Below are 12491 nucleotides of genomic sequence, written 5' to 3' on the forward strand. Positions count from 1 at the left end.
CGCCGCCGCCCTCCGCTCTACCCCCCGCCTACAAGGGCCGCGCCCCCCTCCCCCCCCGTGGGGGGGCGGGCCCCCCACGGGGCGGGGGGGGGGGCGGTGCCGCACCCCCACCCCGCTGCTTCGCAGCGACCCTCCCCACAAGGGGGAGGGTAAAGTCCCGAGCCTCACATCCCCGTCAGATCGCTCATCAGCCCCGAAGCCACCGACAGCCTGGACACGGTGATATCCCCGCCTTCGGTCAGCGCCTGCAGCCGCTCGCGGATGCGCGCCACGCGCTCGCCTCCGGCTTCCAGCCAGGCCGCCACAGGATCCGCCGTCCCGGCATGGCCGGCGAGAGCCGCCACCGCAATGCCGCGCCGCGCCGCGCCGATCGTGTCGGTGGCGCGCGACAGCGCCAGCTGGTCGTAATAGTCCGACGGCGTGATTGAACGCGCCGCCTCTTCGACGCGCGGAATGCGGAAGGCATCGCTGACGGCGAAGAACGCCTTGGCCGAGGCGACGACGTCGGCATTGGCCGTGCGCGCCGTCAGTGCGATGTCGGGGATCAGTCCCGCCACATCGGCCATTGCCAGCTGCCCGGCGAGCTTTTCCGGGGCGCCGGCCTTGAACAGGCCATCCCGCCTCTCCTCGACCCGCTCGCGGGAGAAGGCCGGCAGCAGCGAGAGCAGCTTCGGCTCCAGCGCCATGCGCGCCTCTTGCAGTTCGGCAATGCGCTGGCCGAGAGCGGTGCCGGCATCGTTCTTCAGGTACCAGCCGCTGGTCACGAAGATAAGCCGGCTGACGGACTGGTAGAGATCGAGCTGCGCCTGGCCGTCGATGTGGCTGTCCAGCGCATCGATCTCCCGATAGAGCGCCGGCAACGCGAAGCCGTCGCGCACCACGGCGAAGGTGCGCACCACGTCGGCCGCGCTGCGCCCCGTGGCTTCCTGCAGCCGGTTGACGAAGGACGGTCCGCCGCGATTGACGAGATCGTTGGCGACGACGCGGGCGATGATTTCGCGGCGCAGCCGGTGGCCATGGATCTCGGCCGCATATTTCTTCGCCATCCGGTCAGGGAAATAGGCCATCAGATCGCGGTCGAAATGCGCGTCGTCAGGCACGTCGCTGGCGACGATGTCGGAAAACAGCACGATCTTGGCATAGGCGAGCAGCACGCCAAGCTCCGCCCGGGTCAGCGGCTCGCCACGCGCCTCGCGCTCGGCAAGGGCGGCCGGCGACGGCAGCGTCTCGACAGCGCGGTCGAGCAGGCCCCGAGCCTCCAGCGCCGCCATGAACCGGCTCTGGTGCGCGATGTCGGCAAGGCCGCGCTTGCGGGCGATGGAAAGCGCCAGCGTCTGTTCGTAATTGTTGGACAGCACGAGGCCGGCGACCTCGTCGGTCATCTCGGCCAGCAGCTTGTTGCGCGCCGGCCGGGTCAGCGACCCCTTGCGCATGGCGGACGCCAGCGCGATCTTGATGTTGACCTCGACGTCGGAGCAGTTGACGCCGCCCGAATTGTCGATGGCGTCGGAGTTGCAGCGGCCGCCATTCATGCCGAATTCGATGCGGGCGCGCTGCGTGACGCCGAGATTGGCGCCCTCGCCGATCACTTTGGCCCGCACATCGAGCGCGGTGATGCGGATGGCGTCGTTGGCGCGGTCGCCGACTTCGGCATTGGTTTCGCCCGAGGCCCGTAAATACGTGCCGATGCCGCCGAACCACAGAAGGTCGACGTTCGCCTTGAGGATAGCGGTCATGATCTCGGCCGGGGTCGCGGTGATCTTGGCGAGGCCAATCGCCGCCGCCGCTGCCGCAGGCAGCGTGATCGACTTCTGGCTGCGCGAGACGATGACGCCGCCTTCCGACAGCTTGGTCTTGTCATAGTCCTGCCAGGACGAACGCGGCAGCGCGAACATGCGCTCGCGCTCGGCCATCGACGCCACTCTGTCTGGATCGGGATCGATGAAGATGTCGCGATGGTCGAAGGCGGCGATCAGCCTGGTCTGCGGCGACAGCAGCATGCCGTTGCCGAACACGTCTCCCGACATGTCGCCGACGCCGACGACGGTGAAGGGGGTGGCCTGGATGTCGCGGTTGATCTCGCGGAAATGCCGCTTGACCGCTTCCCAGGCGCCTTTGGCGGTGATGCCCATCTTCTTGTGGTCGTAACCGGCCGAGCCGCCGCTGGCGAAGGCATCGTCGAGCCAGAAACCGTGTTTCTCCGAAATGGCATTGGCGGTGTCGGAGAAGGTTGCCGTGCCCTTGTCGGCGGCGACGACAAAGTAGGGGTCGTCAGGATCGCGCCTGACGACGCCGGCTGGGGGTATGACGCCATCGAGGCCGATATTGTCGGTGATCGACAGCAGGCTGGAAACGAAGTTCTTGTAGGCCGAGGTGCCGGCCTCGAAGATGGCGTCGCGGCCGGCGCTCATCGGCAGCTTCTTCGGATAGAAGCCGCCCTTGGCGCCGACCGGCACTATGACGGCGTTCTTGACCTGCTGCGCCTTGACCAGGCCGAGCACCTCGGTGCGGTAATCCTGGGCGCGGTCCGACCAGCGCAGGCCGCCGCGCGCAACCGGGCCGAAGCGCAGATGCACGCCCTCGACCTCGGACCCATAGACGAAGATCTCGCGCCACGGCCTCGGCGCCGGCAGGCCATCGACCGCTTGCGAGTCCAGCTTGATCGCCAGCGACTGGCCCCGCGCCTTCGTTCCCGCAACGAAATGATTGGTGCGCAACGAGGCTTCGATCAGGTTGAGATAGCGGCGGATGATGGTGTCGTCATCAATGTTGGGGACTTCCTCCAGCGCGTCCTTGATCTTGGCCTTGAGGTGCTTGGCGGCGACGACGCCTTCCGTCTCGGCGGTCGGGCCGAGACGAGCGACGAACAGTGCATGCAGGCCGCGCGCAATGTCGGGATAGCGGTTGAGCGCGGCCGCGATGAAATCCTGGCTCTGCGGGATACCGGCTTGCTGCAGGTAGCGGCCATAGGCGCGCAGAATGCTGACTTCGCCCGACCACAGGCCGGCGGTCTGGGCAAGCCCGTTATAGCTGTCATTGTCGATGTCGCCGCGCCAGACCGACAGGAAAGCGTCCTCGAACAGCGCGCCGCCATCGCTGAGGTCGATCGGCTTGCCGTAGCTGTTCTCCAGCTCCATGTCGTGGACGAAGACGGTGTCGCCGCCGTCCTCGCCAACCTCGAAGGTGCGCTCGCTGATGACGCGGAAGCCGATGTTTTCCAGCACCGGCACGCGACGCGACAGCGCTACCGGGCTGCCGTGGTGGTAGATCTTCAGCGCTGCCTGATGCGGTTTCTGCTCGGCATGGCGGTAATAGTCGATGGCGATCGGGTTGGCGGTGCTGATGCCGGCGATGCGCCCCGCATCCTTCAGCGCGATGGCCGCGCTGAAGGAATCGCGATAGCTCTCAGGCAGACGCGCGGCGATCGCCTTCAGCGATGGATCGCCGCCGACGGCTTCCGCGGCTTCGGCCAGCGCGTCGTCCCAGGTTCGCACGATATCGCGGATCGCCGCTTCGATCGCCGCCTGCTCGACCTTCGGCGTCTTGCCGCCCGAGCGGCCGATGATGAAATGCACACGCGCCAGCCCGCCCTCCGGAAACGCCGGATAATAAGCCGACAAACGGCCCTCGAAGACGGTCTTGAGATAGGTGCCGATCTTCTCGCGCACGACGCTGTCATAGCGGTCGCGCGGCACGAAGACGAGGATCGAGACGAAGCGGTCGAACTGGTCGGCGCGCACCAGCGCCCGCACCCGCGGCCGCTCGACCAGGCCGAGAATGGCCGCGGCGTGCTTCTTCAGGATCGGCACCGGCACCTGGAACAGTTCGTCGCGCGGATAGCTCTCCAGAACGTTGATCAGTGCCTTGCCGGAATGGTCGTGCCGGTCGAAGCCGGACTTGGCGATGATGGTCTCGGCCTTTGACCTCAGATACGGGATTTTCATCACCGAGCGCGTGTAGGCAGTCGAGGTGAACAGGCCGACCATGCGCAACTCGCCGGCAAGCGTGCCCTTGGCGGTGTAGGTTTTGACGCCGATATAATCGAGATAAATGCGGCGGTGCACCAGCGACTTGGCGTTGGCCTTGGTAACGATCAGCGGCTCCGGCCCATGCAGGAAGGCGCGGATTTCGGGCGTCGTCGTCACCGCCTCGGTGCCGCGCCGGAGCACCAGCACATCCGGGTCGGCGAGGATGCCGAGACCGGGCTTGTCGGCGCGCTCCAGATTGCCGCTCTCCGTGCCGCCGGAATATTTGAACTCGCGCATGCCAAGGAAAGTGAAATTGTCGTCGCGCAGCCATTCAAGGAAGGCGATGGCCTCGGCAACGCTCTTCTTGTCGAGCGGCACGGCGGAATAGCGGAATTCGGAAATCGCCTGGTCGAGACGGGCGAGCATCGGCTTCCAGTCGCTGACGGCGGCGCGCACCTGGTTGAGCATCTTGCGCAGGCGGTCGGCCAGCGCGTCGGCCTGCTCCGCCGTCAGGCGCGGAATATGGACATGGACGACGCTCAGCCGGTCGTGATTGCCATCGTCCTTGAGGGCGCTGCCGTCGCCGAGGATCTCGTCGACGCCGGCCTTGCCGTGGCGCACGACGATGACCGGATGGGTGACCAAAGTCGGTTCGCCGGCAGTTTCTGTGATCTCGCCGAGGATCGAATCGAACAGGAACGGCATGTTGTCGTTGACGACGGTGATGATCGTCATCGGGCGGCCCTCGCGGGATACGCCCGACCCGGCATCGACGGCGACGACACTTTGGCCCTTCTTGTGGGCGGCGACCGCACGTCCTGCCAGGTCGGAGGCGCGCTCCAGGTCGGCGGCGTCATAGGCGGCGATGTCTTCGGCCGGCGCGCGGGCCAGCAAATAGTCGGCGAGCCTGGCCGGCTTCCCGTCGGGTTTCACCCCGGCAGTGGCTGTTTTCCTCGGCTTAGCTGCGGATTTCACGCTCGCCATGTTGTCCTCCCGTCACATGCTTTTACGACTATGGTAGCAGATGACCGCTGTTTGGCGACAAAGGTTTGACGGCTCGATAAGAATTACAGGAATTCGACGGTCAGGCGGCGGTGAACCAGGAGGAAGACCCCATGTCCGGCAAAATCAGCGCACTTGACCTCGGTATCGCGGAGCTGAGCGAGGCGACAAAAGCCTATTTCGCCAAATGCGAGGAAAAGCTCGGCCTGGTTCCCAACGTGCTTCTTGCCTATGCCTTCGACGAGAAGAAGCTGCGCGCCTTTACCGACACCTACAATGATCTGATGCTGGGTGAATCCGGCCTGTCGAAGCTGGAGCGGGAGATGATCGCGGTCGTCGTCTCCTCGATCAACCATTGCTATTATTGCCTGACCGCGCATGGCGCGGCGGTGCGCCAGCTCTCCGGCGATCCGGCTCTCGGCGAGATGATGGTGATGAACTTCCGCGCTGCCAATCTTTCACCGAAACAGACGGCGATGCTCGAATTCGCCGTCAAGCTGACGGAAGAGCCGGCAAAGATCGTCGAGGCGGACAGGGAAGCACTGCGCAACGCCGGCTTCACCAACCGCGACATCTGGGACATCGCCTCGACCGCCGCCTTCTTCAACATGTCGAACCGCGTGGCGGCGGCCATCGACATGCGGCCGAACGACGAATACCACGCCATGGCGAGGTGACCAATGACGATAGATACGTCAGGCAAGTGGTGGGTTGGCAGCGAGCCCACTGACATCGGAGAATACTTGGAAGCCTATGGCGCCGACAACGCCGAGGTTCATGACTTCAGGCTCGCCCGCTGCAAGTGCGGTTCCATCTCGTTTCTCCTCGATGCCGACGATGACGAGGGTGTGGCGCGACGAACGTGCACGGTCTGCGGATCCGAGCATCTTATCTGCGACAGTGCGGAATTTTGGGACGAAGCCCAGCCGGAACGATGGGCGTGCACCGAGTGCGGCTCCGAAGCTGCAAACATCGGCGTCGGGTTTTCCATCTACCCGGAACGTGACGGCGTTCGCTGGCTGTATGTTGGCGTACGATGCGCGGCCTGTGGCGTTTTGGGATGCTTCGCCGGCTGGAAAGTTGGCACGTCTGATAGCATGGATCTATTGGACAAAGTCTAGCTTTGAGGTTCCCATAGAAAGGCGGTCAGGATCGCGCCGCGATGGCCCCGGCAGCGCCGGCCATCGTCGTGGCGCTGATGCGGTTGGCGATCTTCATCGCACGCTTGCTCTTCAACAGTTTGCGCGCCTGTGAGGCCGCGACGACCCAGGCGAGATCGATGGCGATCAGAACCACCGCCATCGTCGCCGTCAGTTCGACCCAGCCGATGACACTCACCGAAGCGAGGTCGATGATCGTCGGCAGCAGCGCCAGATAGAACATCATGATCTTGGGATTGCCGAGCGTCACCGCCATGCCGGCAAAGAACAGCTTTGTCGCCGAATCCTCGCGCGGCATCTCGCCTTCTTTTGCGTCGACAGGTGCGGTCCACATCTTGAAGGCGAGGTAGGCGAGGTAAGCGACGCCGATCCATTTCACGACGACGAAGGCGAAATGAAACGTCTGCGCCACGACCGCCAGCCCGAACACCGCCAGCGACAACCAGATGCCCTCGCCGATCCACATGGCAAGCAGGAACGGGAACACGTCGCGAAAGCCCTTCGAGATGACGCGGGCAACCAGTGCGGCGATCGACGGTCCGGGCGAACCGGCGGCGACGAACAAAGCGGCGGCGAAGATCAGGAGCGAGGTGAGGTGCATGACGGAGCCTTCGAGCGTTGGATGGCGAAGAATATCCGATCGGCGTCAATTTGGCACCCCTCTGCCTGATGGGCCAACGAACGCGAACATTTCGGAGATCGGACTTGCCCGTGCCAGCGGTTTGAGAAAGGATCGCGGCCGTGAAATCAATCGTCATCCACGCGGCAAAAGACCTGCGCATCGAAGAGTCCGATCCGGGCGTGCTGGGCACCGGACAGGTCGAAATATCGGTCGAGGCCGGCGGCATCTGCGGCTCGGACCTGCACTATTACAATCATGGCGGCTTCGGCGTGGTGCGCCTGCGCGAGCCGATGATTCTGGGACATGAGGTCGCTGGCACGGTGAAGGCACTTGGCGCCGGCGTTTCCAGCCTTGCCGTCGGCGACCGCGTCGCGATTTCGCCCAGCCGGCCCTGCAATGCGTGCCGGTACTGCCTGCAGGGCGTGCAGAACCAATGCCTCAACATGCGATTCTACGGCAGCGCCATGCCGATGCCACATATACAGGGCGCCTTCCGCCAGTGCCTCGCCGCCGAGGCCTGGCAGTGCCACAAGATCGCCGACCATGTCTCCATCAACGAAGCCGCCTTTGCCGAGCCGTTCGCGGTAACGCTGCATGCCGTCAACCGCGCCGGCTCGCTGCTCGGCAAGCGGGTCTTGGTCACCGGCTGCGGGCCGATCGGTGCGCTCAGCATCCTTGCCGCACGTGTCCACGGCGCGCGTGAGATCGTCGTCACCGATGTCATGGACGCGGTTCTGGCCAAGGCCAACGAGATCGGCGCCGACCGCACCATCAATGTCGCCACAGATGCCGACAAGCTCGCTGGCTACAATGTCGAGAAGGGCAGTTTCGACGTCATGTTCGAATGCTCCGGCGATGAGCGCGCGGTGCGAGCCGGGCTCGATGTGCTGAAGCCGCGCGGGGTGCTCGTGCAGCTCGGCCTAGGCGGCGACATGTCGCTGCCTCAGAATCTCATCGTCGCCAAGGAGATCGAAATGCGCGGCTCCTTCCGTTTCCACGACGAGTTCGCGCTGGCCGTCGATCTGATCAACAACCGTCGCGTCGACGTCAAGCCGCTGCTGACCGGCATCTATCCGATGGACGAGGCGGTTGCGGCTTTCGAGATCGCCGGCGACCGCAACAAATCGATGAAGGTACAGATCGCCTTCGCCTGAGCAGGGCGAGACACCCTATGAACCTTGCCCGCTCGGCGTCTTGCCGCTAGAAGAACCGTCCCGACATTCATTTCGAGCTTCATTTTGCCTCAGTAACCGCCGGTCTCGCCAACTCCCCTGATCACACTTGGCAGGGCGCCGCATTAAGCGGTGCCTGCTCCATTTCACGTGTTCCTCAGGCGGCGGTTCGAGACCGGTTTGGCACTGCTGAACCGTTGTCGCGCGCTTTGCCGCCCGTGACAGCTGATTTCCGACATAGCTAGCTCTCGCCACGCCGTGCCCGCATGGGCATCTCGCCATTGCCGACCTGAAGAACTTCCACACTGGAAGGTCTTCCGGCTTGTCCCAACATCTCGCTATCCACTGGGCAATCACGCCCGAAATCGCACCTCGACCCCTGATCCACTGCAACCGCTGCGGCGCCGTGAAAGCCTATCGCTGCAGCGACAAATTCCGCGTCAACGCCAATGGCAAACGCATTGATGTCTGGCTGATCTATCGCTGCATCGACTGCGACAATTCGTGGAATTTCGGCATTTTCGAACGCTGCAACCGCCGCGACATCGAACCCGCGCTGCTGGCAGCGCTCGAAAGCAACGATCCGGCCCTCGCCCGCCGCCATGTCCTTCGATGTCGTGGCTTTGCGAAACCGGGTCGGCCGCGTCGAGGAGTTTCCCGATGTCGCCGTTCACAAACACCGGCTCGGCGGCGAAGGCCGACCCGCAGCCGCGCTTGAAATCAGGCTTGGGCTGGAAATGCCGACATCGCTGCGGCTCGACCGTCTGCTCGCCGGCGAACTCGGCATCTCGCGGTCGCGGCTTCAGGCACTGGAGGAGAAGCTGGTGTTGACCGTCTTTCCGGAGGGAGCCAAGGCTTTGCGCAAGCCGGCTCGCGAGGGGACGACCATCCGCATCGACCTAGCCGGCGAAGCGGATCGCGAAGTCATCATCTCGGCGGCCGGAGGATGAGCCGCTGCGGCCAGGGGTTAATCGCTCTCTTCAGAGGTCGAAGCGATCAAACCCTTGGCCGCTTCGAGATCGCTGTCGGCGACCTGCACATGGGTCAGGCTTTGCCCGCTCGTATCGAGATGCGCCGAAAATGCATAAATCCCGTAGGCTTGAAGCATCGATATGCAGACCGCGGCCTCGGGCCGATTGTCGAATACCGCAGCCGTGACCAGTTTGTCGCTCATTGCGCGCCCTTAAGCTGCACCGACCACCTTGGCCGACCTTTCGAAACGCATCCTATACGGCTTCCAACTCCTTGGCATTTTTCCGTCGTTCAGACGCGCCAAGGAACCGCAGAGGAAAAGTAAGCATCCATAGATTGGGATGTGCCCTGCGCATCATTTTCCATGCGTAGCGGTCTGCCTGCTTTTCCTGATCGGGGTCTTGTCCCATTTCGACATGCTGCAGCGCATGGTGGCCTATTTCGTGATAGAGCGTTTTCTCGATCATGAATCTGCGAAATGCGTTGCCAATCCAATGTTTGGATGGGCGTCGCCAGACAATCTCGATGACCGATACTGTCTGGAGGTAAGTGCCGGCGAACTCGGGTTCGGGGATTTCCGGGATTATATAGATTCGCGAAATGCCAATCAGATCGGCTGCAGGTACATTTGCAAGCCAGTGGCCAATGTGCCGCGCCGCCTCCAAACCACTGTCGAGCTTGCCATGCTCCAGAACAGTGATGTCGCCAACTGAAGACCGCAGCCAGTCGTCCATCGCAAAGCGAACGATGCTGCGGAGCGCAGCGCGCATAAGGGGAGTTATCGGTCCTGCAAGCGAATCCGAAATATATCGTCGAGATGCATCTTCGTTAATATCGTGCAGGGCAGTAGCGAGGCCCGCCACAACCGTTGAAACTTCGCGATGGGAAACCTTACCCAGATCGATCTTTGCCAGCTCATACTCGATCGCCGGCAGTGCCGCGTTGCCAAATCCAACAAGCTTTTTGTGGGCTGCGAGCCTTCGCCGCGTGTCGTCTTGCATAAGACTCCGCACGAAATCCCGAACGGCATTTCGCACACCCGTTTCCTCGCCTCCACCCACAGCTAGCATACCGTGCGGAGGAGTGAGAGGAACGAGAATATCATGACACTATGAGCTTCCGCTGTGGTCCTTTGAAGAGACACCGCTGGGCTGGCTGGGCGCCAGGCTGCTCCCAGTGGGAAGCCTGTCCCATTCGGCGAGACGATGGGTTGGGTCGTCCCCATCTCGCCAAAACAAAAACCGTTACGCCGCGCCGACCACTTTGGCCGACTTCTCGAAGCGCTTGCGCTCGTTCGGGTCGAGATAGAGCTTGCGCAGGCGGATGGTCTTCGGCGTCACCTCGACCAGCTCGTCGTCCTGGATCCAGGCCAGCGCGCGCTCCAGCGTCATGCGGATCGGCGGCGTCAGCTTCACCGCCTCGTCCTTGCCGGCGGCGCGGATGTTGGTCAGCTTCTTGCCCTTCAGCACGTTCACTTCGAGGTCGTTGTCACGGCTATGGATGCCGATGATCATGCCCTGATAGACCTTGACGCCCGGGTCGATGACCATCGGGCCGCGGTCTTCGAGGTTCCACATGGCATAGGCCACTGCCTCGCCCTGTTCGTTGGAGATCAGCACGCCGTTGGTGCGGCCCGGCAGTTCGCCCTTGTAGGGCTGGTAGGCGTGGAACAGCCGGTTCATCACGGCGGTGCCGCGCGTGTCGGTCAACAGTTCCGACTGGTAGCCGATCAGTCCGCGCGTCGGCGCGTGGAAGACGATGCGCTGACGGTTGCCGCCCGAAGGCCGCAGCTCGACCATCTCGGCCTTGCGCTCCGACATCTTCTGCACGACGATGCCGGCGTGCTCCTCGTCGACGTCGATGACGACTTCCTCGACCGGCTCCAGCAATTCACCGTTCTCGCCCTTCTGCATGACGACGCGCGGACGCGACACGGCGATTTCAAAGCCTTCGCGGCGCATCGTCTCGATCAGCACGGCCAGCTGCAATTCGCCGCGGCCGGAAACGAAGAACGAATCCTTGTCGGGCGATTCCTCGATCTTGAGCGCGACATTGCCTTCGGCTTCTCGCAGCAGGCGGTCGCGGATGACGCGGCTGGTCACCTTGTCGCCTTCAGTGCCGGCGAGCGGCGAATCATTGACCAGGAAAGACATGGTCACGGTCGGCGGATCGATCGGTTGCGCATGCAACGCCTCGGTCACCGCCAGGTCGCAGAACGTGTCGGCGACGGTGCCTTTGGACAGGCCGGCAATGGCGACGATGTCACCCGCCTGCGCCTCTTCGATCGGCTGGCGCTCGAGGCCACGGAAAGCGAGGATCTTGGAGATGCGGCCGGTTTCGATCTGGGTGCCGTCATGGTGCAGCACCTTGACCGCCTGGTTGGACTTCAGCGTGCCGCTCTCGATACGGCCGGTAATGATGCGGCCGAGGAATGGATTGGCTTCCAGGATGGTGCCGATCATGCGGAACGGGCCGGGATGAACGGTCGGCTCCGGCACATGCTTGATGACGAGGTCGAACAGCGGCGCCAGGCCCTGGTCCTTCGGGCCTTCCGGATTTTCCGAGACCCAGCCATCGCGGCCAGAACCGTAGAGGATCGGGAAGTCGAGCTGCTCGTCGGTGGCGTCAAGCGCTGCAAACAGGTCGAACACCTCGTTGACCACTTCGACGTGGCGGGCGTCCGGACGGTCGATCTTGTTGATGACGACGATCGGCTTCAGGCCGACCTTGAGCGCCTTGCCGACGACGAACTTGGTCTGCGGCATGGGGCCTTCGGCGGCGTCGACCAGCACGATCGCCGAATCCACCATCGACAGGATGCGCTCGACCTCACCGCCGAAATCGGCGTGGCCGGGCGTGTCGACGATGTTGATGCGGGTGTCCTTCCAGTCGACCGAGGTCGCCTTGGCCAGGATGGTGATGCCGCGTTCCTTTTCGAGGTCGTTGGAATCCATGGCGCGCTCGGCGACGCGCTGATTGTCGCGGAAGGAACCGGATTGCCGCAGCAATTGGTCGACGAGGGTGGTTTTTCCATGGTCGACGTGCGCGATGATCGCGATATTACGAATTTTCATTTTGTGGTCTCGGGAGCGTTGCAGGCAGCAGGCCAGAAGGCGCCGCCTCTTTCGGTTGCGCGGCTCATACAGGGTTTTTCGCAATTGCGAAAGAGGAGGCGCACCACCAAATACTCATCAAATCTTAAGCATCTCGGTGTGAGATGGTTTTGTTAACCAAGGCGGGAACCTTTCTGGGCCCGGGTAGTTCGAAATTCATGACCGACAAACTCAACCGATTTTGGCCCCTCATCGCTTCGGTCGCATTCGCTGCCGTGCTGGCGGCCAATGCCGCTCAATCGGCCGCCACGGTGAAGGAAGCCAATCCGGCTTCGTCGCCCGACCGGACGGCCGAGCAGATGTTTGCCGACGCCCCTGATGGCGTCGACCCCGTGGTCACCGGCCCGGTCAGCGCCTCTTTCAAGCAGAGGCAGCGGGTTGCAGGCTGCGACAGCGCGGTGTGGCCGAAGATTCCGACGGTTTGCTACCCGGACTGACGGCTGCCCATTCCAGGCATAGCGATCCTTCGCACCGGCCCAAAG

Annotated in this window: 11 protein-coding genes; 6 read left to right on the top strand and 5 right to left on the bottom strand. The window is 63.4% G+C overall.

The features are described 5' to 3' along the window. Positions 1–164: 164 nt before the first annotated feature. Positions 165–4952, bottom strand: coding sequence for an NAD-glutamate dehydrogenase (locus tag NKI37_RS22845; RefSeq protein ID WP_023704965.1), 4788 nt, complete (start codon positions 4950–4952; stop codon positions 165–167). 131 nt (positions 4953–5083) lie between these two features. Between NKI37_RS22845 and NKI37_RS22850 the strand changes: the two genes are divergently transcribed. Both NKI37_RS22850 and NKI37_RS22855 read left to right on the top strand, forming a co-directional pair. Beyond that, positions 5084–5647, top strand: coding sequence for a peroxidase-related enzyme (locus NKI37_RS22850; protein ID WP_023681420.1), 564 nt, complete (start codon positions 5084–5086; stop codon positions 5645–5647). A 3-nt stretch (positions 5648–5650) separates the two neighbouring features. After that, the gene (locus NKI37_RS22855) at positions 5651–6091 is read left to right on the top strand and encodes a hypothetical protein (RefSeq protein WP_023736823.1); all 441 of its coding nucleotides are present in this window, start codon (positions 5651–5653) and stop codon (positions 6089–6091) included. A 25-nt stretch (positions 6092–6116) separates the two neighbouring features. Here the strand turns inward: NKI37_RS22855 and NKI37_RS22860 are convergent, their stop codons facing one another. Next, positions 6117–6731 (bottom strand): LysE family translocator, encoded by a 615-nt coding sequence (locus tag NKI37_RS22860; protein ID WP_352787115.1) that lies wholly within the window; start codon positions 6729–6731, stop codon positions 6117–6119. A 140-nt stretch (positions 6732–6871) separates the two neighbouring features. Between NKI37_RS22860 and NKI37_RS22865 the strand changes: the two genes are divergently transcribed. The 3 genes from NKI37_RS22865 to NKI37_RS31985 all read left to right on the top strand — a co-directional run bounded on the left by NKI37_RS22865 (position 6872) and on the right by NKI37_RS31985 (position 8874). Continuing rightward, the gene (locus tag NKI37_RS22865; RefSeq protein WP_023704966.1) at positions 6872–7906 is read left to right on the top strand and encodes an L-idonate 5-dehydrogenase; all 1035 of its coding nucleotides are present in this window, start codon (positions 6872–6874) and stop codon (positions 7904–7906) included. Positions 7907–8330: 424 nt separating this feature from the next. Continuing rightward, positions 8331–8642, top strand: a complete 312-nt coding sequence (locus NKI37_RS31980) for a DUF1062 domain-containing protein (protein WP_488473744.1) — start codon at positions 8331–8333, stop codon at positions 8640–8642. Next, the gene (locus NKI37_RS31985) at positions 8527–8874 is read left to right on the top strand and encodes a DUF1062 domain-containing protein (RefSeq protein WP_502896287.1); all 348 of its coding nucleotides are present in this window, start codon (positions 8527–8529) and stop codon (positions 8872–8874) included. The genes NKI37_RS31980 and NKI37_RS31985 overlap by 116 nt, the downstream gene beginning before the upstream one ends. Before the next feature lie 17 nt (positions 8875–8891). On the opposite strand, the gene NKI37_RS22875 is transcribed toward NKI37_RS31985, so the two are convergent. From NKI37_RS22875 to typA, 3 genes are all read right to left on the bottom strand, one after another. Beyond that, a complete protein-coding gene (locus tag NKI37_RS22875) occupies positions 8892–9098 on the bottom strand; it encodes a hypothetical protein (RefSeq protein WP_023688850.1) in 207 nt (68 codons plus the stop codon). 52 nt (positions 9099–9150) lie between these two features. Then, positions 9151–9897, bottom strand: coding sequence for a M48 family metalloprotease (locus tag NKI37_RS22880; protein WP_023704967.1), 747 nt, complete (start codon positions 9895–9897; stop codon positions 9151–9153). Positions 9898–10140: 243 nt separating this feature from the next. After that, positions 10141–11970, bottom strand: coding sequence for a translational GTPase TypA (gene typA, locus NKI37_RS22885; protein ID WP_023681424.1), 1830 nt, complete (start codon positions 11968–11970; stop codon positions 10141–10143). 197 nt (positions 11971–12167) lie between these two features. Here typA and NKI37_RS22890 point away from each other — a divergent pair, with 197 nt between their 5' ends. Continuing rightward, positions 12168–12446: a hypothetical protein gene (locus tag NKI37_RS22890; protein WP_245262865.1), complete on the top strand. Its 279-nt coding sequence runs from the start codon at positions 12168–12170 to the stop codon at positions 12444–12446. The last annotated feature ends 45 nt before the right edge of the window (positions 12447–12491 follow it).

Origin of the sequence: Mesorhizobium sp. M0626 (genome assembly GCF_040320665.1) — a bacterium.
Classification (GTDB): Bacteria; Pseudomonadota; Alphaproteobacteria; order Rhizobiales; family Rhizobiaceae; genus Mesorhizobium.

Excerpts from the sequence above, each read along its gene's own strand:
- NKI37_RS22845 (WP_023704965.1), bottom strand. The coding sequence starts at position 4,952 with ATGGCGAGCGTGAAATCCGCAGCTAAGCCGAGGAAAACAGCCACTGCC.
- NKI37_RS22850 (WP_023681420.1), top strand. The coding sequence starts at position 5,084 with ATGTCCGGCAAAATCAGCGCACTTGACCTCGGTATCGCGGAGCTGAGC.
- NKI37_RS22855 (WP_023736823.1), top strand. The coding sequence starts at position 5,651 with ATGACGATAGATACGTCAGGCAAGTGGTGGGTTGGCAGCGAGCCCACT.
- NKI37_RS22860 (WP_352787115.1), bottom strand. The coding sequence starts at position 6,731 with ATGCACCTCACCTCGCTCCTGATCTTCGCCGCCGCTTTGTTCGTCGCC.
- NKI37_RS31985 (WP_502896287.1), top strand. The coding sequence starts at position 8,527 with ATGTCCTTCGATGTCGTGGCTTTGCGAAACCGGGTCGGCCGCGTCGAG.
- NKI37_RS22875 (WP_023688850.1), bottom strand. The coding sequence starts at position 9,098 with ATGAGCGACAAACTGGTCACGGCTGCGGTATTCGACAATCGGCCCGAG.
- NKI37_RS22880 (WP_023704967.1), bottom strand. The coding sequence starts at position 9,897 with ATGCAAGACGACACGCGGCGAAGGCTCGCAGCCCACAAAAAGCTTGTT.
- typA (WP_023681424.1), bottom strand. The coding sequence starts at position 11,970 with ATGAAAATTCGTAATATCGCGATCATCGCGCACGTCGACCATGGAAAA.
- NKI37_RS22890 (WP_245262865.1), top strand. The coding sequence starts at position 12,168 with ATGACCGACAAACTCAACCGATTTTGGCCCCTCATCGCTTCGGTCGCA.